This window comes from Herbaspirillum sp. VT-16-41 (assembly GCF_001994935.1).
GTDB lineage: Bacteria > Pseudomonadota > Gammaproteobacteria > Burkholderiales > Burkholderiaceae_D > Herbaspirillum > Herbaspirillum frisingense.
In genome coordinates this window covers 173,929-192,949 of sequence record NZ_MUXB01000079.1, presented here as the reverse complement: position 1 = coordinate 192,949, position 19,021 = coordinate 173,929, and the positions used below count along the sequence as shown (strand labels likewise).

Here is a 19,021-nt window from a genome sequence, read left to right as displayed (position 1 = left end):
CAGTTCGCAAGACCATTCAAAGCGCTTAAACGCTCAGATACTGGTCCCACAGTTCGGTCTGCACCGACAGTTGCGCAGAATCGCCCTGCCAGACCACCTTGCCCTTTTCCAGGATGGTGTGCTGGTCGGCAAAGCCGATCAGGCGCTTGATGTACTTGTCGATGACGATGATGGTCAGGCCGTATTCGCGCAGGGCTTTCAGGCAGGACCAGATTTCCTCGCGCACCAGCGGCGCCAGGCCTTCGGTGGCTTCATCCAGGATCAGCAGATGCGGGTTGGTCATCAGCGCGCGACCGATGGCCAGCATCTGCTGTTCGCCGCCCGAGAGCTGGCCACCACCGTTGCCGCGACGCTCCTTCAGGCGCGGGAACTGCTGATAGATCTTCTCCAGCGTCCACGGATTGTCGCGTCCGTTGCGACGGGCGGCGAAGGCGGACAGGTTTTCTTCCACGCTCAGGTTCTTGAAGATCTGCCGGCCCTCGGGAACGATGGCGATCCCGCGTCGCGCAATGGCGTCGGCGCTGGCGGCATGGATGGCTTCGCCACGGAAACGCACCTGGCCGCCGGTAGGCCGGTTCAGGCCCAGGATGGTGCGCAGCGTGGTGGTCTTGCCCATGCCATTGCGGCCCAGCAGGGTGACCACTTCGCCCTCGTTGACACGCAGGTCGATCCCGAACAGCACCTGGCTGGCCCCATAGCCGCCAGTGAGACCTTCCACCTCCAGCAATGCACTCATTGTGTTTCCTCCTCGCCCAGGTAAGCCAGCTTGACCTCGGCATTGGCGCGAATCTCGTCCACGCTGCCAGTGGCCAGCACCGCGCCCTGTACCAGCACGGTGATGCGGTCAGCCAGGGCGAAGACGGCGTCCATGTCATGCTCGACCAGCACCACGGTGAGTTCCTGCTTGAGCGACTGGATCAAAGCGATCATGTCGCCCGATTCCTCATGGCCCATGCCGGCCATGGGTTCATCCATCAACAGCACGCGCGGCCGGCTGGCAATGGCCAGGCCGACATCCAGGCGCCGTCGCGCCGCGTGCGACAACTGCGACGACAGCTGGTGCGCCACCTTCTCCAGCCCGACCCGGCGTGCCACCTCCAGCGCGGCTTCCCGCGCCAGGCGGTCGCTGGCGCTGGCGTGGAAGAAGCCATAGCTGCGATGCTGGCCGCGCTGTACGGCCACCTGCAGGTTTTCCAGCACGCTCAGTTCATCGAAGACGCTGGTGATCTGGAAGGAGCGCACCAGCCCGGCCGCCACCCTGGCTTGCTCGGCATGACCGTGCATGGCCTGGCCGAACAGGTAGATCTCGCCGGCATCCGCCGCCAGCGCGCCCGAGAGCAGCGACAGCAGCGTGGTCTTGCCGGCACCGTTGGGGCCGATGATGGCGTGCACCTGGCCGGCCGCGATCTCCAGATGGACATCGCGGGTGGCGGCCAGTCCGCCATAGTTCTTCTTCAGGCCCCGGACCGACAGCGCCTGCGCGCCCGATGCGGCGGCGTGCTCATGCGCCATGTTGCTCTCCCTGCTTCAAGGTCTTGCCGATGGTGGCCAGCGAACTCACGCCGCGCGGCGCCACCATCACCACCAGCAACAGGATCAGGCCGACATAGATCTGCCAGTATTCGAAATGGGTGGACAGCACTTCTTCCAGCAGCAGGAAGGCCGCCGCCCCCAGCAGGCCGCCGTAGAAATATCCCACCCCGCCCAGGGCCACCATCACCAGCAGGATGCCGGACTGCGACCAGTGCAAGAGCTTGGGGCTGGCGAACAGGTTGCTCATCCCGATCAGGCTGCCGGCGATGCCGGCGATGACGGCCGCAATCACGAAGGCGGCCAGCTTGTAGCGCATGGCCGGGTAGCCGATGGCCTGGGCGCGCCGCTCGTTCTGACGGATTGCATTGAGGGCCAGGCCGAAGCGCGAGGCCAGCAGGCGCCCCAGCAACAGGTAGGACAGCGCCAGCCAGGCCAGCACCACCCAGTAGAAACCATTGTCGCCACTGATATCCAGACCCAGGCCCAGCACCGGGCGGGCATTGACCTGCAGGCCGTCATCGCCGCCGTAGAAGCGCAGGCCGACGAAGAAGTAGTAGAACAGTTGCGCCAGCGCCATGGTGATCATGATGAAATAGACCGCCCGTGTACGCAGCGCGATGGCACCGATGCCCAGGCCGACCAGCGCCGTCACCAGCGCCGCCAGCAACCAGATCAGCCAGGCGCTGGTGACGCCATGGAAACTGGCGATGGCGGTCACGTAGGCACCCAGGCCGAAGAACACCGCATGGCCGAAGCTGACCATGCCGCCATAGCCGAGGATGAAGTTCAGGCTGGCCGCCACCATCGAAAAGATCAGGATGCGTGTGACCACGCCGATGTAGTACTCCATCCCGGTGGCCTGCGCCAGTATCGGCAGCAGCACTGCCAGAACCAGCAGCAGGGGAACGAACAGACGTTGCATGAGACTCCTCAGGTACGTGCCGGGAACAGACCGCTGGGGCGCCAGAACAGCACCGCGATCATCACCAGGTAGATCATCATCGAGCCCAGCGCCGGACCCACGGAAGCGGCGGCGTCGGCGCTCAGGAACAGCGCGAACAGGGACGGCAGCAGGCCGCGCCCCAGGGTATCGACCACGCCCACGATGAGCGCGCCGATGGCCGCGCCCGGCACCGAGCCGATGCCGCCGATGACCACCACCACGAAGGCCAGGATCAGCACATCGTCACCCATGCCGGCCTGCACCGCCACCAGCGGTCCCAGCATGATGCCGGCCAGTGCCGCCAGCAACAGGCCGAAGCTGAACACCAGCCGGAACAGCAGGCGGATGTTGATGCCCATGGCCGTGACCATCTCCAGGTTGTTGGCTCCGGCGCGCACCCACATGCCGATGCGGGTACGGTTGATCAGGAAGTACAGGCCGATGGCCACCGCCACACCCACCGCCATCACCAGCAGGCGATAGCTGGAGTAAGGCAGGCCCAGCAGATTGACCGGTCCGGCGAAGGCGGCCGGCATGTTCAGCGGCAGCGGTTGCGGCCCCCAGATCATGCGCACGCCATCGTTGAAGATCAGGATGAAGGCGAAGGTGGCCAGCACGTGCACCATGTGGTCCTTCTTGTAGAGCCGGCGAAACACCAGCCACTCCAGCAGGAAGCCCAGCGCAGCGGTGACCGGCAGGGCCACCAGCAGGCCCAGCCAGAACGATCCGCTGGCACCGGCCACCACCGCCGCCACATAGGCGCCGATCATGAAGAAGCTGCCGTGCGCCAGGTTCACGAAGTTCATCACACCGAAGATCAGCGTCAATCCTGATGCGATCAGGAACAGCATGACGCCGAACTGCAGGCTGTTGAGCACCTGCTCGAAGATCAGATTACCCAAGATGATCCGCCCTTATTGCATCTTGCATTCGCCGACGTAGGCGTCGACGTGGTCGGTCAACAGCGTCTGCGTCATGTTGTTGACGTACTTGCCGTCGGCGCCCTTGGTCACCACCCGCGCATACTGGTTCTGGATCGGGAAGTGGTTGGCCGCGAACTTGAAGCCACCGCGCACCGACTTGAAATTGGCAGCCTTCATGGCTGCGATCAGGGCCTCACGGTTGTCCACCTTGCCGCCGACGGCCTTGACGGCGCTGTCGATGAGCATGGCCGCGTCATAGGCCTGGGAGGCATACATCGAGGGCTGGCGACCGTATTCCTTGACGTAGGCGGCGACGAAGGCGCGGTTCTGCTCATTGGGCAGGTCGGCCGACCACTGGCCGGTGTTGGCCACGCCGGCGATCAGGTCGCCGTTGGACAGCATCTGCTGGTCGGCGTCATAGGCCGGCATCACGCGCACGATCTTGGGGTCCATGCCGGCAGCGGCATATTGCTTGACGAAGTTCACGCCCATGCCACCCGGCAGGAAGAAGTACACCGCGTCGATGTTGGCTGCGCGCAGTTGGGCGATCTCGGTGGCGAAATCAAGCTGGCCCAGCTTGGGGAACAGCTCCACCGCCGGTTCCTTCTTCAGGAAGCGCTTGAAGCCGGCCGAGGCATCCTTGCCCGCCGGATAGTTGGGGGCGATGATGGCCACGCGCTGATAACCCTTGTCGGCCATCAGCTTGCCGGCGGCTTCGTGGGTCGCATCGTTCTGGTAGCTGGCGCTGAAGAAATAGGGATTACAGCCGGCACCGGCCAGCTGGGCAGGTCCGGCATTGGCGCTGACCACCACGGTCTTGCTGGCAAAGGCAGCCGGCGCCACCGCCAGCAGGATGTTGGAATAGACGAAGCCGCTCAGGATGTCGACCTTCTCGCGCTTGATCAGGCGGTCCGCGCCCTGCTTGGCGGCATCCGGGCTGAACTGGTCATCCACCACGATGACTTCGGCGCGCACGCCGCCGAGCTTGTTGCCCAGGGTCTTCAGGGCCAGCATGAAGCCTTCGCGCTCGTCCACGCCGGGCGCGCTGGCCGGGCCGCTCAGGGTAGTCAGGAAGCCGACCTTCACCACGTCGGCCGCCTGGGCCGACAGGCTCGCGCCTGCTGCCATTGCCATCATTACTGCACCTGCCACTTTAGTCAGTCGGTTCATGCCTGGATTCCCCTCTAGGTTCTTGATGGTTTGAAATCGTCGTGATGTTGCAATGCGGTGTAGACGGTACGCCCTGCGCCGATGAAAGCCTGGTTCAACGCATGCGCCGGCCTGCCGTCCTATGTCCGCAGGTCGGCCTTCGAAAGGAAGGAGTCCGCGAAAAAGGCTGTCTCAGGCAGGCCGCAGGCGGCCGTGAAATCGCGCCGCGCTGACTCTACCACGACCGGTGCGCCACAGGCATAGACCTGATATTGCTGCATCGCAGGAACATCCTGCATCACGGCCTGGTGAACGAAACCGGTGCGCCCCTGCCAGCCGGAAGCGGAATCCACCTCCGACAGCACCGGCACATACTCGAACCAGGGCAGCGTCGCCGCCCAGTCGCGGCACAGCGCATCGAGGTAGAGATCGGCGGTGCGACGGCCACCCCAGTACAGGCGCATGGGCCGGGTATTGCCGACGGCGATCGCCTCTTCCACCAGTGCCTTGACCGGAGCAAATCCTGTGCCACTGGCCAGCAGGATCACCGGCTGCGTGCCGTCACGCAGATAGAAGCTGCCGGTCGGCCCTTCCAGCGTGAGCGCCTGGCCCGGCTGCATGCCGCCGAAGACACGATCGGTGAACACGCCACCGGGCAGGTGACGCACATGCAGCTCCAGCAGGTCGCTGCCGGCACCGGCATGGGTGGCCATGGAATAGCTGCGGCGCTGGCCGTCTTCCAGCAGCAGGTCGATGTATTGTCCGGCACGCCAGGACAGAGGCGCGGCGCAACGCAGGCGCAGGATCGCCACGTCCGGCGCAGCGCGCTCCATGCTTTCCACGCTGGCCTGCACCAGCTGCGGTGCGGCGTCCTGAGCAGCTGCCGCGCCTTCTCCGGTCTGCGCGGCATCGCCGACGCCGACGCCGACCTCCACCCGCCCCGCCACCACGCGCACCGGGAAGCTGCGCACGGCCTCGGTCACCGGCGCACAACGCGGTGCACCGCTACGGATATCGAACAGGCCCTGGTGCAGCGGACATTCGACGCAGCCATCCTCGACATAGCCATCGGAGAGCTTGGCATTGCCGTGGGTGCACAAGTCCTTGAGCGCAAAAATCTCTTCACCCAGGCGGAACATCGCCACTGCCTGGCTACCCGCCCTGGCCGCAGCGACCTCACCTTCGGCGAAATCATCGGCATGGCCGACATCGAACCACTCGCTCATACCGACCTCAGATGGGAGTGGCCAACAACGTCGCCACGCGCAGCGTGTCGTAGATCACGCGGCGACGGGCATAGCGCCAGCCGGCGTCGGTCTTGACCACGCGGTCTTCATAACGGCCAGCCTGGTAGACGAAGGACTCACCGTTCTGCAAGGTCTGCACCACCACATAGCTGGACTGCGCATCGACCGAACCGTCGGCGTTCTGGGTGAACACCAGTCCGGACGTCATGTGACGATAGGTGTGCGCCTCGTAGATGTTGGCATGGCGCAGCGAGAGCACGCGGTCATGCAGCATCTTCTTGCTGTCGCAGTAGATGATGCCGATGGGCAGGCCGGCATCGGCGTTTTCACGCGGGATGATCTCGTAGAGGCAGTCATCGGTGAAGAATTCGGGCCACTCTTCCAGGCGGTCGTTGTCGAGGGCGTGGACGTAACGCTCCTGCAATTGGTGCAGGGCGAACCACAATGTCATCTGTTCCATGTTTTCCATCTGCTGTGCCTCGTTCATGCCTTTTCGATGGACGGGAAGCCCATCAGTTTCTGGTAGCCCATCCAGAACTTGCGGATCAGGCTTTCGGTGATCAGGGTGTCTTCCTGGTCCGGGTTGTCGCGCGCCATGTCGATCACCGAGCAGTGATCCGGGTCACGCGCGGTGCCACGCTGCACCAGTTCGGTAGCCTCGGTGTCTTCCATCGAGATGTAGCCGGCCGGCCCCACCAGGTTGGCCTGCTTGATGCGCAGGGCGCGCAGTTCCGGGGTGTCGTCCTCGTAACCGAAGAAGTGGAAGATCAGCTCGAAGTTGTTGGGCCCCTTGGGCAGCAACTGGCGCGCCACCAGGGTGTTGTGGATCTGTTGCACCACCAGCTGCGGGAAGATGGGCTGGATGTGGTTGGTGGTCAGTTCCTCGTATTCCTTGATCTGGCCCAGCACCGACGGGTCCTGCAGCGAGAAACCCTCGTCGAAGGAACGGATCTCCTGTTGCTTGTAGGCATCGGCGGTCTCCACCTCGTTCTTGGTGGCGGTGATGATGCTGTGCAGGCCATGATGCTTGTCAGCCAGCGAGCGCGCCTTCATGCCCACGCGGAAGATATTGAAGGTGGTGTGGAACAGGTGTAGCAGACTGGCGTGGTACGGGTCCTTGACGTTTTCCAGGTAGAGCTTCCAGTTGGACTTGGAATACTGGCGGGTGCAGCCCAGGTAGACGATGGGCTTGTGGAAGATGCGGTCGATCCAGGGGCGCATCTCGGCGCCGATGTAGTCCGGCAGCGATTCCACGGTCTGGCTGAAGGTGGCGAAGACCAGGCCCTTGTAGCTGTCCACGCGCAACTGGCGCAGGCCATGGCACTTGGGATCGAAGTCCTTGGCCATGCCGGCCGCACCCTTCTGGCCGCGGCGGAACGGCACGCCCAGCAGGTTGCCACGCGAATCGAAGCTCCACTGGTGATAAGCACAGCTGTGGGAACTGGCATTGCCACGCGGGGTGCGGCAGACCACGGCGCCCCGGTGCGAACACTTGTTGACCCAGGCGGCCAGGCTGCCGTCTTCGGTACGGGTCACCACCACCGGGGTATCGCCGACGAACGTACTCTTGAAGTCGCCATTGTTGGGAATCTCCGCTTCCAGGGCCAGGAAGCTCCAGGTCTCGCCGCGATAGATGCGCTCCTGCTCCAGGTCGTAGACCTCCTTGGAGCTGAATACCTTGTAGGGGGTACGGGCGCCGTCGGCGCGGGGAAACTGCACCAGCGGTGCATAGCCTTGCTGATCAGGCTGGATGGATGTGTTCATGCGGCGTGTCCTCATCGTTAGACACCAGGTCTGGCCCGGTATAGGACGCATCTTAGGTAGTGCCTGCCGGCCCGGATATCCACCATTTGCAATCTTTCCGGCCTGGCTTATCCGTTTTTTGCACGGCAGGGACGTTATACCCAAAAGGTATGCAGCATGCCCGAAACGGTCTTGGACACCCGGCGCGCTTTTTTCCTATGATGCGGCAAGTCATCGCTTGCCAGCACTCATCATCACTTACCCGGATTTCATCTTGAGCTCATCCTTGCCCGCCACCTCCATCGAGACCGTCGAGGTCCTGCTGCTGGACGTTCCCACCATCCGCCCGCATCGCCTGTCGATGACCACCATGCATCGCCAGACCCTGGTCCTGGTGCGCATCACCGGCAACGACGGCATCGCCGGCTGGGGTGAAGCCACCACCATCGGCGGACTGGCCTATGGCGAAGAAAGCCCGGAAAGCATCAAGGTCAACATCGAGACCTACATGACGCCACTGCTGCTCGGCGCCGATGCCAACCAGGTCGCCGCACGCATGCACCTGCTGGACGAGCACGTGCAGGGCAACCGCTTCGCCAAGTGCGCCATCGAGACCGCGCTGTGCGATGCACTGGCGCGCCGCCTGGGCGTACCCTTGTCCACCCTCTTCGGCGGCCGCGTACGTGAGAGCCTGCCGATCGCCTGGACCCTGGCCAGCGGCGACACCAACCGCGACATCGAGGAAGCCGAGAAGATGCTGGCCCAGCGCCGTCACAACATCTTCAAGCTCAAGATCGGCGCCCGCACCGTGCAGCAGGATTGCGCCCACGTGGCAGCGATCAAGCGCGCCATCGGCGAGCGCGGCAGCGTGCGGGTGGACGTCAACCAGGCCTGGACCGAGACCGATGCCATGCTGGGCATGCAGTTGCTGGCCGATGCCGGCGTCGATCTGGTGGAGCAGCCCATTGCCGCCGGCAACCACGACGGACTGCGCCGCCTGCGCCAAAAGAACCGCATCGCCATCATGGCCGATGAAAGCCTGCACGGACCGCAGGACGCCTACCAGTTGGCACGCGTGGGCGCGGCCGACGTGTTTGCCGTGAAGATCAACCAGTCCGGCGGCCTGGCCGGCGCCCAGCAGGTCGCCGCCATCGCCGGTGCGGCGCAGGTCGATCTGTATGGCGGCACCATGCTGGAAGGTGCCATCGGCACCATGGCCTCGGCCCAGCTGTTCGCCACCTTCGGTGCCCTGGCCTGGGGCACCGAACTGTTCGGCCCGCTGCTGCTGACCGAAGAAATCCTCGCCATGCCGCTGCGCTATCGCGACTTCGCCCTCGAATTGCCCACCGGCCCCGGCCTGGGCATCGAACTCGACCAGGATCGCGTCAACGCACTGCGCCGCGACCGCAAGACCCCGCTGGTCTCGCTGGCCTGACATTCACCGGCCAGCGACACCAGAGCAAGCCAACCACATCCAACCAGAGACAGGAGAGACAACGTGGACAAGAAAGCCATCGACGCGGTATTGCAGAAAATCGAGAGCACCGAGCTCGCGGAAGGGAACCAGCGTGTCAAGACCATCGTCAACCGCATCGTGCGCGACATGTTTTATACGATTGAAGACCTGGATGTGCAGCCGGAAGAATTTTGGGCTGCCGTGGATTATCTGACCTCGGCCGGCAAGTCCGGCGAATATGGCCTGATCGCCGCCGGCCTGGGCTTCGAGCACTTCCTCGACCTGCGCATGGACGAAGCCGAAGCGCGTCGTGGCGTGCAGGGCGGCACCCCGCGCACTATCGAAGGTCCGCTGTACGTCTCGGGCGCGCCCGAACAGAAGGGCTTTGCGCGCATGGACAAGGACGAGCAACCGGGCGACACCCTCTTCATGCAAGGCCAGGTCTGCGACGAGCACGGCAAGCCGCTGGCCAATGCGCTGGTGGAGGTCTGGCACGCCAACCACCTGGGCCGCTATTCCTTCTTCGATCCGGACCAGACCCCGTTCAACCTGCGCTGCTCCATCCGTACCGACGAGCAGGGGCGTTATCGCTTCCGCAGCCGCGTGCCGGTCGGCTACAGCGTGCCCCCGGGCGGTGCGACCGATCGCCTGCTCAACAAGCTGGGCCGTCATGGCAGCCGTCCTGCGCACATCCACTTCTTCGTCACCGTGCCGGGCTACCGCAAGCTGACCACGCAGATCAACATCGCCGGCGATCCGTACCTGTGGGATGACTTCGCCTTCGCTACCCGCGAGGGCCTGGTGCCGGAGATGACGCATGTGACCGACCCGGCCGAACTGCGCAAGCACGAAGTCGATGCGCCCTTCTATGCCATCGAGTTCAACTTCAGCCTGCTGCCGGAACAGGGCGATCTGCCCAAGGCCGACATCAACCGTCCGCGCCTGGCCGCCTGAGCAGGCAGGGCGTCATGATGGAACGGGCCATGCCTTGTGCATGGCCCGTTGTCTTTCCGGCCAAGCTCAGGGATATTCCTCTGCATGCATCTGCGCGATGCCTGATGCCGTGGCGCGCAATTTCTCCAGCAGCACGGAGCGGTCGTTGGCCCGGAAATTCATGATCACCGGCGAATGCACACCCTTGTTGGACAAGGGCCGATAGACCACGTCCGACCGGTGCAGCCCCTGCACCGAACGCGGTACCAGGGTCACGCCGACCCCGGCTGCGACCAGGCCGATGGCGGTCTGCATTTCGTTGGCTTCCTTGACGATGGTGGGCCGCAGACCGCGAGTGGAAAAGATTTCCAGCACCTGGTCCGCATAGCTGGGACGCGGACGCGCCGGATAGAGGATGAAGCGCTCCTCGGCCAGTTGCGCCAGCGTCACCTTGTTGCGCGCCAGCAGCGCGTGACCCAGCGGAAACACCGCCACCAGCGGCTCTTCCACGATGGTCTCGCAGACGATGTCGGGATCGGTGATGGGCAGCCGGCCGAAGCCGACGTCGATGCGGCCGGACTTGAGTGCCTCGATCTGTTCCATGGTGACGATCTCGGAAAAGCCGATCTCGATATCCGGCAGTTCGGTCCGAAAACGCTTGATCATTTCCGGCAGCAGACCATACAGCGCCGACGGCACGAAGCCGATGTTGAACCAGTGTTGCTGTCCCTTGGCGATGAGACGGGTGCCTTCCTCGATCTGCTCCAGCCGCGCCAATACCTGCAGGGTCTGCTCGTAGAAGAACTTGCCGGCCATGGTCAGGGCAATGGGTCGCGAGGCTCGGTCGATCAGCTCGGCCCCCAGAAGGTCTTCCAGCTGGCGGATCTGCCGGCTCAGGGGCGGCTGGGCGATGTGCAGCAATTCGGCCGCACGGCTGAAGCTGAGGGTGCTGGCGACGGCGTTGAAATACTTGAGATGGCGAAGTTCCACTATACCTCCGGGGCATACCATGATGCTGATTTGATATTGTACGTTCTCCCGCCCTGGGCATAGAATCCAAGGCCAGCGGCCGCAGAGCCGAGCACACGACGCCTTCCACGCGTGCCGTGCGCACCACCATAGCGAGGCCAGCGCCCACGCCAGCGCAGGCCCGACCAGAAGACCGTAGAGGAGACCGACATGAACCGCAGCACCCTGCCCCATCTTTGCCCCTGCCCGTCCTCCTGGCGGGCATGAAACTTGCAACCTCATTGCATTGACCGCGAGGCTCGCTGACTGAAGGGAAAGCAGACAGCGCGCCTCCCGGTCCTGCAATCCATGAAGGTGCGGCGCACTTCTGGCCATCGGCCGGTGCGCCCGCGCTGCATCACCACCCGGTACCAACGTCTCCCCCGCAACCGGCACTGCGCGGGCGGGACCGTTAAGAGGTTAACATGCTCAACACTGTCCATGCGCTCAGTCTGGAGCCGCTGTATCGTCGTCGCGTGTTCCAGTCCACCCGCAAGGTCGACTGCCACGCCCAGGTCGCCAACGAACTGTCGGAACACGATCTGTTCTGGAAGGGTGACGACGTCGACACCGTGCTCTTCAAGGCCGCCATCCAGCAGTTGCAGATCTTCATGCTGAAGTACGGCGCCGAAGTCATCGTGCGGCCACGCCTGTTCAATGGCTTCGCCCTGGTCCACATGACACTCTCCGGCACGGCCGAGATCGAATCGGACGGCCAGAAAGTGTGCATCCCGCAGGGCAAGACCGCGCTGATCGCACCAAAACGGAATCTGCGCCTGTGGTGGCAGGCGGGTTCCGAGCAACTGATCCTGAAGGTACCGCTGGCGCTGTTCGAGGAACTGAGCGCAATGGGCCAGCCCGGACCGGCCAATATGCCCTCCCTGTTCCTGCTGCCGCAGCAGGCCGCGCCGCATTGGGACCTGCTGATCCAGTCGCTGCTGCGCGTACTGGCCCTGCCCGGGCAGAGCGAGGGGCATGGCGAGTGGATTCGCCATTTCGAACGTAGTGCCGCGCAATTCCTGCTCTCGCAGCTGACCAGCACGGTGCAGCCGGTGCTGGGTGTTTCCGGCAGCGCGCAGCTCGCGGCCAGCGAATCCGGCGACAGCCTGGTGGGCGCCGGCAAGCTGCAGCGGCTGGACATGCTGGAGCGTTACATCCGCACCCGCCTGTGCGCCCCGCTGGCGCTGGCCGACCTGGCCAGTGCCGCCGGCGTGAGCGTACGCGCGCTCAATGCGCTGTGCCACCAGCAATACGGCGTGGCCCCCATGGACCTGCTGCGCAACATCCGCCTGGACGCGGTACGCGAACGCCTGTTGACCCATCCCGGCGCCAACATCACCGACACCGCCTTCGAATTCGGCTTTGGTCACCTCGGACGTTTCTCTGCGTACTATCGGGAGCGGTTTGGGGAACTGCCCAAGCAGACGCGGGGCGGGATGCGTTAGAGAAGCCCTAGCCCGATCCAGACGGCTTGTATTCGATTAAACCTTGATCATTAGAAAGATTTAATCATGCGCCCCGTCATCTTCACCGGTGGTCAGCGTCACATATTCCAGACCATTGCGTACCTCGTTGGCATTGGCCAGCCACTGCCAGAGGATCTCCTTCTCTTCGATACCGGGACGATCGGTGACCACCGCAGGAAACGGCATACCCTTTCTCACATAGGCCTGCCGATCCCAGCGATTGAAGGAGGCATGCAAGGGATGTGTATCCGGTAGATAAGGACGCCATATGCCCGTGCGCGGGCAAGGTGAATGGCTTCTGTAGTAGCGCTCCGTTTTCGGGGTATCGCTATAGCGCGCTGCGCGGCGGGCCACACGGGGATCGTCCTTGATTGGCGCCGGTGGCAATTGGTCGATGGCCTCACCCAGATAATGGAAGCGGATGCGCCCATCTTCATCTTGCAGCCCGGTCCGGCTGCGATCGAAGAGCTCCCCCTTCAGATAGCGCATCGGCAGCTGCTGCGCATCCCACGCACGATGACGCTCACTGACAGGATGCATCAGGCGGGCGATCCAGTAGCCGGTTTCGGGGGCTGCCGTGCTTTCATACTGCGGCACGATCTGGCGTTGCGGTTGCTCGGGGAGTTGCCGGCCCGGTTCGATATGGGCACGGCCGGTAAGCAGCCAGGCCGGGTTCGGTTCGGGCGGAGGTGGTGCGGTGGGTCGGGGAAGAATTGGCTTGGCCGCGTCGAGCAGGGTGTTGCGGTCGCCGTTCCACATGGGGAGCTTGGCAGGGGGAAGAGGAAGAATCTTGTCCAGGTTGGGGAAGCGGAGATCGGGATCAATGCGGAGCGCCGCCGCCAACGTCGAATAGCGGTCTGCACGAGTCGGGTCTTTGAATCCTCCAACTAGCGGCCTACCCACCGAGAAAGACAGACTGAGATAAGAAGCACCCTCATCACTACCCAATTTGACCGAATCATGCAGGACAACCAATGCTCGCTCCATATCGTGGCCCATCGCGCTGTCCGTGCCTATCAAGCTTAGTCCTAATGCATAGGCAGCTTCGCGGTTTCCTTGTTGAAATCCGCATTCCATCATTTTGATGCCGATTTTTCTATTACCCCAGAAACCTTGTGCAGGATCATCATAGACTGCGCGCAGCGCCTTACCTATAAAAGCTTGAGCACTGGCACTACCCATGTCTGCCGCGAGTTCCAGAAAGGCATAAGCTCTACTTGGATCGCTTTTTACACCCATTCCTTCCATGTGATACCGCCCCATTACATTGAAGGCAGCGGGAATTCCCATCCTCATGGCCTCTTCGATAATCTGAATAGCGCGCTCGGTATTGCGATCCACGCCTTCGCCATGGGCGTAACCGTCGGCAAGATTAAGCATGGCTTTCCAGTGACCTCGATCCGCTGCCTGCTGCCATAACTGAATGGCCATTTTGTAATTGCGTTGCTCTGGCCAAAGCCGGTGATTGGTGAGCGCCAGGCCTTCTTGAAACCATATCTCAGCTTGTGGATCGTTCGGAGGAACAATGTCGGCTTCATGCTTACATTGAAATTCCTTGCGATGCGGATCAAAGGCTTTCAAAGGCATGTTGCGGGGAAGGTTATTCATGGCATTGGAGGAGAAAATAGTTAGAGAAATAAGAATCGATGAAACACACGAGAATCCACGCATAGGTTTATGCCAATCTAAATCTGCTAGTTCGCGAATCCTTGAATGGGAATAAAAATCCACTAGGCGCGCTACCTATTACACGAGCTTCCTCGTTCTCGTCCATCAGCTGCTTCCACGCATTGAATGCCTCATCTGCAGATATCCTATCTATGGTGACGGGATTACATTTCTCGGTATCTCCGGTATGTCTCCCCCACACATGCTTCCTGATCTGAGCACTCATCGCAGGATCATCGCAAGCCACATTGATCTCCGCATCCACTGCCATCGAGCGCAGATTCAGGTTGGCACTGCCCACCGTAAACATGGAGTCGTCGATCACCATCAACTTGCTGTGGATATAGATTTCACGATAGCGCTCGCCCAGTCTGGCTGACTCACCCTCCTTCGGTGGCGTTCGTGAGCGCCAGGCATGGTCGTAGGTCCACAAGGTGCCGATGAGCGTACGCATGCCCAATGTCTTCAGTTGCTCGCTGACGTTCTCCTTGCTGGTACCGGTCGATGCAGCGCTTTGGGCCATGGTCGAGGGCTCTGCCGGTTTGAGCATGGGGTTCGGCACTGCACCCTTGGCGCGCTTAATCATGCGCCCCGTCATCTTCACCTGTCGTCAGCGTCACGTGTTCCAGGCCATTGCGTACCTCGTTGGCATTGGCCAGCCACTGCCAGAGGATCTCCTTCTCTTCGATACCGGGACGATCGGTGACCACCGCAGGAAACGGCATGCCCTTTCTCACATAAGCCTGCCGATCCCAGCGATTGAAGGAAGCATGCAAGGGATGTGTATCCGGTAGAGAAGGACGCCATACCTATGCGAGTCGGAATGTACTTACTCGTTCATCTTTGAATGGGAAGAGGAATCCAGTTGGTGACTGGCCTTTTTTGCTTAGCTGCAAGTTGCGTTTCATCATCTTTAGCCACTCATCAAATGTATTGGCAATTTCCACATTACTCCCCCCACCCCCATCCTGCGTCCCACCCGTATGCCTTCCCCACACATGCTTCCTGATCTGAGCACTCATCCCCAACGCCCGCAGCGACAATGCCATCGGCTACCTGGGCAGCTTCAACGGTCTGACCGTCGGCGCCACCTACAGCTTCGGCCGCGATACCTCCAGCGCCGGCGGTGCCAGCGCCACCAACTGTGCCGGCGAAGTGGCCGGCAATGCCAAGGCCTGTCGCCAGATCACCGGTATGCTGGCCTATGACGGCAGCAGCTACGGCATCTCCAGCTCCTACGACATCCTGTACGGCAACACCGGTGCCGCCAATGGCCTCACCAGCAGCAACAATCACGATCAGCGCGTCACATTGAATGGCTACGTGATGCTGGGCCAGAGCAAGATCGGCGGCGGCGTGATCGACCGCAAGACCCGCGCAGCCACCGCCAATACCGATTCGGACCTGTACTACCTGGGCTTCTCCACGCCGCTGTCGGTCGCGCTGGTGCTGGATGCGCAGGTGGCACGGCTCAAGATCAAGGGCACGTCCAACAACTCCACACTGTCGGTGGCGCGCCTGACCTACAACCTCTCCAAGCGCACTGCGCTGTATAGCTCGGTGGGATACATGAAGAACGGCGGCAGCGCCGCGATCCCGCTGGACGTGGGCGGGACGGTCGGGGTCGGCATGAACCAGTTCGGCGTGATGACGGGTGTACGTCATACCTTCTGAGCTTGATCCCTCAGATCTCGGCGTCGACCACGGCGATCCATTGCAGGATGGCCTGCATTGCATCCGGCTCGCCGTCGGCCAGTGCCGTCTGTAGCATCTGGCTGCGTTCGGCCAGATGCTCGCGGCCCATGGCCAGCAGACCACCCTGCAGGCGATGCAGGATGCGTGCGGCGCGTTCGCCATCGCCGCGCTGCAGGACCTGCTGCAACTTGTCCCGCTCCTGCGGCCAACTGTGCCGGAAGGCTTCCAGCAGTACCTTTTGCAGCGGGTCGCCCTGGTCCTGTACCGGCGCTGCCGGGCGGCCGAAACGGGATAGCAGTTCCTGCATCTGCTGCAGCGACCCTGGTTTGTAGAGCAGGGCATCGAACAGTCCGCTGGGCAAGTGCGCCAGGCTGTCCGGGCCGGCGGCAGTGGTGGCGATGATGCATGCCTGCGCATGTTCCTGACGCACGCGTCGGGCCAGCGCGACGCCGTCCAGCCCCGGCATGTCCAGATCGGTGATGAGCAGGTCGGCGCGCTGCGCCTGCCATTGCGCCAGGGCGTCCAGGCCATCGCGTGCCAACCGCAGGCGCTGACAGCCCAACGCCTGCAGCTGTTGCTGGATCAGGGTCAGATTCACGTAGTCATCCTCCACCACCAGCACGTCCAGCATGTCCGGTGCGACGGGCAGCTGCACGGCCTGCGGCCGGCCTCGCCATGGCGGTACGATCATTCCATCCTGCTGGCTCAGGGCCATCCGCCAGGCATGGCGGTCGAAGGCACTGACCTGGCGCCAGTGCGTCACGCTGCTGCTGTGGCGAACCACATCGGCGCGGATCAGCACGGCCGTCTTCGATACACTCACAGGCGCAGCCACGAAGGCTTCTACGCTGTCCGGCGCCACCAGGTGAATGGTCGTGAGGCCCGCCGACTCCGGCTCGACCGGCTCGGCACCCCAATGTTTGAGGTAGGCGCGCAGCATGGCTGCGGTGCTCGCCTCACCGGCATGCAACGCCACCTGTCGTCCACGCAGCGGGGCGGCATGCTGCAAATCCGCCTGCGGCAAGGTCTGCAGCACAATCTCGGCGCCGAACACGCTGCCCTTCCCCGGCTCGCTGGTGAGGGTGATATCGCCGCCCATCAACTCGGCCAGGCGCCGGCACAGCGACAGCCCCAGTCCGGTGCCACCGAAGCGCTGGCTGATACTGTCGTCGGCCTGTTGCAGAGACTTGAAGATGCGCTGGCGCGCCCCGGACGAAACACCGATGCCGGTATCGGCCACCTCGAAACGCACCACGCTCACCCCCTCGGCAACGCGCAGCAGGCGCGTGGACAACGTGATGCTGCCGGTGCTGGTGAACTTGACCGCATTGCCAACCAGGTTCTGCAGGATCTGCATCAGCCGACGTGGATCGCCGCGCAGCGGACGTTCCAGCGCGACATCCGGCAGACAGCGGAACTGCAGTCCCTTGTCCAGCGCCAGCGGCGCGAACAGCTGGGCGCATTCTTCGAGCAGTTCGTTGACCTGCAACTGCTCGGAAGCCAACGTGATGCTCTGTGACTCGATCTTGGTGATGTCGAGAATGTCGTTGACCAGGCTCATGAGCATGTCGAAGGCATGCCGGATCAGCTCGATACGCTGGCGCTGCGGCGCCGACAGGTCTTCACGCGTCAGCAACTCCAGGTGACCGATGGCCCCGTGCAAGGGGGTGCGGATTTCGTGGCTGACCTGGGCCAGGAACATGGACTTGGCCTGGTTGGCACGGTCCGCCATGCTCCTGGCGTCGCGCATCAGGGCTTCATGCGCCTTCTGCATGTTGAGGTCGATCATGCCCAGCAGTAGCACATCCTGACCAGAAAAGCGGGTGCGCGACCACACTGCCCCCAGGTGGCTCACGCCGCCGTCGCGCAAAGGCAGCTCGGCTTCGATCATGGCCTGGCGCAGATCGTCACCCACCCGCACCGCCGTGAGGATCTGGGCGTAGAAGCCGGCGCTGGGCAGTGCAGATTGCTCCAGCATCTGTGCCGCCACTGCATTACGCAGCAGCACCTCGCCGGAGCCCGGCGCATAGACGGCGATACCCACCGGCAGGGTGTCAATAATGGTCTGGCTGAACTGGCGACTTTCCACCATCGCCAGCGCTTTCTTCTGTAGCGGGCCGATCACGCAACGATCAAAGTACAAGGTGGCTGCCCACACGAAAAGCAAGGAGAACAGCCCCCAGAAAGCGCCGGTGATGAAGTTGCCCTGAAGGCCGGCCAGCACGTCGCGCCAGGTGAAGGTATAGACCACCACCCAATCCGGCCCCTCGATGGTCTGGGCGATGAAGAAGCTGCCATCGTCATGGAAATGGCCGACGTGATCATGCGGATCCATCTCGCGTCGCACATGCTCCTGGATGTGCTGCATCAGGCCCGGATCGACCTGGTCGTCCGGCTGGCTCAACAACTGGACGCTACCCTGTCCTTCGAAGACGAACAGTCCAGGGGTATCTTCGTTCTTCATGAAGAACTGGCGGAACTGGCTGGCCGGGACCGAGAAGACGGCCGTGGCCTCATCGCCCTTGTCCAGCTGGATACGCACGGCCAGCCTGGTCACCGCATTACGTACCAGCGGCGCGCTCAAGGCCGGACTCATCCATAGCACACGCTGTCCGGTGCTGCCCTGGGCGCGGGCGGCACGCTCTCGTTCGGCGGCGAAGGCGGCGTTGACCGGCGCCCCCAGGGCGCTGATGAAGCGCGCGATACCCTGTTGCCTCACCAGAGCGAGCTCAGCGCCCTCCAGCGGTGGCGAGACAGCCAGGAAACCGGCATCGGCCGTATAAATGAAACCGTCCAGCGTCACCCCTGGCTCGGCAGGATTGAACATCGGCAGGGCCGACGCCTGACGCAAGAGGAGCAGCAGGCTGGCCAAGCGCAGGCGGTCGGCGGCCGTATCGCTGCGGACCAGGAGCGAGAACGGTACCACCGTCAAGTTTTCCGGACTGCGGGTGATCTGCCCGCCACCGACGTTGCCGGTATAACCCTCCAGCGTTAGCAATTCCCTCTTGTAAAGATGTTGCAGGCGTGCGTACATTTCGGCGAACTGAACCACACGCGCTGTCAGCCGGTCGACCTCGGACTTGATCTGCTCGCGCTTGCTGGTGAAGGTGCCGATCTGGCGTTCACGAAACTGGGAAAAGGCGCTGTATCCAAGGAACAGGATGGCGCAGACGATGGCCGCCGACAACAGGCAGGCACAGCTGTAGAGCAGGCGCCGATAGTAGCGCTCGGAAAGGGCGAGGAGCTGGCGTGGCATG

16 protein-coding genes and 1 pseudogene are annotated in these 19,021 nt (G+C 62.9%); 4 read left to right on the top strand and 13 right to left on the bottom strand.

The window, feature by feature from the left end; all coding sequences use genetic code 11:
* Positions 1-25: 25 nt before the first annotated feature.
* The 8 genes from BTM36_RS05795 to andAc form a co-directional block, all read right to left on the bottom strand.
* Positions 26-736 (bottom strand): ABC transporter ATP-binding protein, encoded by a 711-nt coding sequence (locus BTM36_RS05795; RefSeq protein ID WP_077235538.1) that lies wholly within the window; start codon positions 734-736, stop codon positions 26-28.
* Positions 733-1,512 carry an ABC transporter ATP-binding protein gene (locus tag BTM36_RS05790; RefSeq protein ID WP_077235537.1) on the bottom strand — a complete coding sequence of 260 codons (780 nt, stop codon included), beginning with the start codon at positions 1,510-1,512 and terminating at the stop codon, positions 733-735. Before BTM36_RS05790 ends, BTM36_RS05795 begins: the two co-directional genes overlap by 4 nt.
* Positions 1,502-2,455, bottom strand: coding sequence for a branched-chain amino acid ABC transporter permease (locus BTM36_RS05785; protein WP_006464265.1), 954 nt, complete (start codon positions 2,453-2,455; stop codon positions 1,502-1,504). The genes BTM36_RS05790 and BTM36_RS05785 overlap by 11 nt, the downstream gene beginning before the upstream one ends.
* 8 nt (positions 2,456-2,463) lie before the next feature.
* Complete coding sequence (locus BTM36_RS05780) at positions 2,464-3,378, bottom strand: branched-chain amino acid ABC transporter permease (RefSeq protein WP_006464264.1); 915 nt, start codon at positions 3,376-3,378, stop codon at positions 2,464-2,466.
* A gap of 12 nt (positions 3,379-3,390) precedes the next feature.
* Entirely contained in the window at positions 3,391-4,569 is a 1,179-nt protein-coding gene (locus tag BTM36_RS05775) for an ABC transporter substrate-binding protein (protein WP_077235536.1), read from the bottom strand.
* Between the two features lie 119 nt (positions 4,570-4,688).
* A complete protein-coding gene (andAb, locus tag BTM36_RS05770; protein WP_077235535.1) occupies positions 4,689-5,774 on the bottom strand; it encodes an anthranilate 1,2-dioxygenase ferredoxin subunit AndAb in 1,086 nt (361 codons plus the stop codon).
* A 7-nt stretch (positions 5,775-5,781) separates the two neighbouring features.
* Positions 5,782-6,282 carry an anthranilate 1,2-dioxygenase small subunit AndAd gene (andAd, locus tag BTM36_RS05765; RefSeq protein ID WP_006464261.1) on the bottom strand — a complete coding sequence of 167 codons (501 nt, stop codon included), beginning with the start codon at positions 6,280-6,282 and terminating at the stop codon, positions 5,782-5,784.
* Positions 6,279-7,559, bottom strand: a complete 1,281-nt coding sequence (gene andAc, locus BTM36_RS05760) for an anthranilate 1,2-dioxygenase large subunit AndAc (RefSeq protein WP_077235534.1) — start codon at positions 7,557-7,559, stop codon at positions 6,279-6,281. Before andAc ends, andAd begins: the two co-directional genes overlap by 4 nt.
* A 253-nt stretch (positions 7,560-7,812) precedes the next feature.
* Here andAc and BTM36_RS05755 point away from each other — a divergent pair, with 253 nt between their 5' ends.
* Together BTM36_RS05755 and catA are read left to right on the top strand one after the other, a co-directional pair.
* Complete coding sequence (locus tag BTM36_RS05755; protein WP_305778100.1) at positions 7,813-8,973, top strand: muconate/chloromuconate family cycloisomerase; 1,161 nt, start codon at positions 7,813-7,815, stop codon at positions 8,971-8,973.
* Between the two features lie 63 nt (positions 8,974-9,036).
* A complete protein-coding gene (gene catA, locus BTM36_RS05750) occupies positions 9,037-9,948 on the top strand; it encodes a catechol 1,2-dioxygenase (protein WP_006464258.1) in 912 nt (303 codons plus the stop codon).
* A 66-nt stretch (positions 9,949-10,014) separates the two neighbouring features.
* On the opposite strand, the gene BTM36_RS05745 is transcribed toward catA, so the two are convergent.
* The gene (locus tag BTM36_RS05745) at positions 10,015-10,917 is read right to left on the bottom strand and encodes a LysR family transcriptional regulator (RefSeq protein WP_077235532.1); all 903 of its coding nucleotides are present in this window, start codon (positions 10,915-10,917) and stop codon (positions 10,015-10,017) included.
* A gap of 443 nt (positions 10,918-11,360) precedes the next feature.
* Between BTM36_RS05745 and BTM36_RS05740 the strand changes: the two genes are divergently transcribed.
* Positions 11,361-12,380 carry an AraC family transcriptional regulator gene (locus tag BTM36_RS05740; RefSeq protein WP_077235531.1) on the top strand — a complete coding sequence of 340 codons (1,020 nt, stop codon included), beginning with the start codon at positions 11,361-11,363 and terminating at the stop codon, positions 12,378-12,380.
* 60 nt (positions 12,381-12,440) lie between these two features.
* On the opposite strand, the gene BTM36_RS05735 is transcribed toward BTM36_RS05740, so the two are convergent.
* From BTM36_RS05735 to BTM36_RS28575, 3 genes are all read right to left on the bottom strand, one after another.
* Positions 12,441-14,009, bottom strand: a complete 1,569-nt coding sequence (locus BTM36_RS05735) for a tetratricopeptide repeat protein (protein ID WP_254426941.1) — start codon at positions 14,007-14,009, stop codon at positions 12,441-12,443.
* Between the two features lie 67 nt (positions 14,010-14,076).
* Positions 14,077-14,655 (bottom strand): phospholipase D-like domain-containing protein, encoded by a 579-nt coding sequence (locus BTM36_RS05730; RefSeq protein WP_254426940.1) that lies wholly within the window; start codon positions 14,653-14,655, stop codon positions 14,077-14,079.
* Positions 14,648-14,794 carry a hypothetical protein gene (locus tag BTM36_RS28575; protein ID WP_174616813.1) on the bottom strand — a complete coding sequence of 49 codons (147 nt, stop codon included), beginning with the start codon at positions 14,792-14,794 and terminating at the stop codon, positions 14,648-14,650. The genes BTM36_RS05730 and BTM36_RS28575 overlap by 8 nt, the downstream gene beginning before the upstream one ends.
* A 295-nt stretch (positions 14,795-15,089) precedes the next feature.
* On the opposite strand from BTM36_RS28575, the pseudogene BTM36_RS05725 reads away from it, so the two are divergent.
* Positions 15,090-15,743 (top strand): annotated as a pseudogene (locus BTM36_RS05725) (porin); the annotation flags it as partial.
* Positions 15,744-15,753: 10 nt separating this feature from the next.
* Here the strand turns inward: BTM36_RS05725 and BTM36_RS05720 are convergent.
* Complete coding sequence (locus tag BTM36_RS05720; protein ID WP_077235530.1) at positions 15,754-19,020, bottom strand: ATP-binding protein; 3,267 nt, start codon at positions 19,018-19,020, stop codon at positions 15,754-15,756.
* Position 19,021 lies beyond the last annotated feature (1 nt).

Bases quoted from the DNA above. Each gene is read 5' to 3' on its own strand.
- BTM36_RS05795 (WP_077235538.1), bottom strand. From the start codon at position 736: ATGAGTGCATTGCTGGAGGTGGAAGGTCTCACTGGCGGCTATGGGGCC.
- BTM36_RS05790 (WP_077235537.1), bottom strand. From the start codon at position 1,512: ATGGCGCATGAGCACGCCGCCGCATCGGGCGCGCAGGCGCTGTCGGTC.
- BTM36_RS05785 (WP_006464265.1), bottom strand. From the start codon at position 2,455: ATGCAACGTCTGTTCGTTCCCCTGCTGCTGGTTCTGGCAGTGCTGCTG.
- BTM36_RS05775 (WP_077235536.1), bottom strand. From the start codon at position 4,569: ATGAACCGACTGACTAAAGTGGCAGGTGCAGTAATGATGGCAATGGCA.
- andAb (WP_077235535.1), bottom strand. From the start codon at position 5,774: ATGAGCGAGTGGTTCGATGTCGGCCATGCCGATGATTTCGCCGAAGGT.
- andAd (WP_006464261.1), bottom strand. From the start codon at position 6,282: ATGAACGAGGCACAGCAGATGGAAAACATGGAACAGATGACATTGTGG.
- andAc (WP_077235534.1), bottom strand. From the start codon at position 7,559: ATGAACACATCCATCCAGCCTGATCAGCAAGGCTATGCACCGCTGGTG.
- BTM36_RS05740 (WP_077235531.1), top strand. From the start codon at position 11,361: ATGCTCAACACTGTCCATGCGCTCAGTCTGGAGCCGCTGTATCGTCGT.
- BTM36_RS05735 (WP_254426941.1), bottom strand. From the start codon at position 14,009: ATGAATAACCTTCCCCGCAACATGCCTTTGAAAGCCTTTGATCCGCAT.
- BTM36_RS05730 (WP_254426940.1), bottom strand. From the start codon at position 14,655: ATGATTAAGCGCGCCAAGGGTGCAGTGCCGAACCCCATGCTCAAACCG.
- BTM36_RS28575 (WP_174616813.1), bottom strand. From the start codon at position 14,794: ATGCCGTTTCCTGCGGTGGTCACCGATCGTCCCGGTATCGAAGAGAAG.
- BTM36_RS05720 (WP_077235530.1), bottom strand. From the start codon at position 19,020: ATGCCACGCCAGCTCCTCGCCCTTTCCGAGCGCTACTATCGGCGCCTG.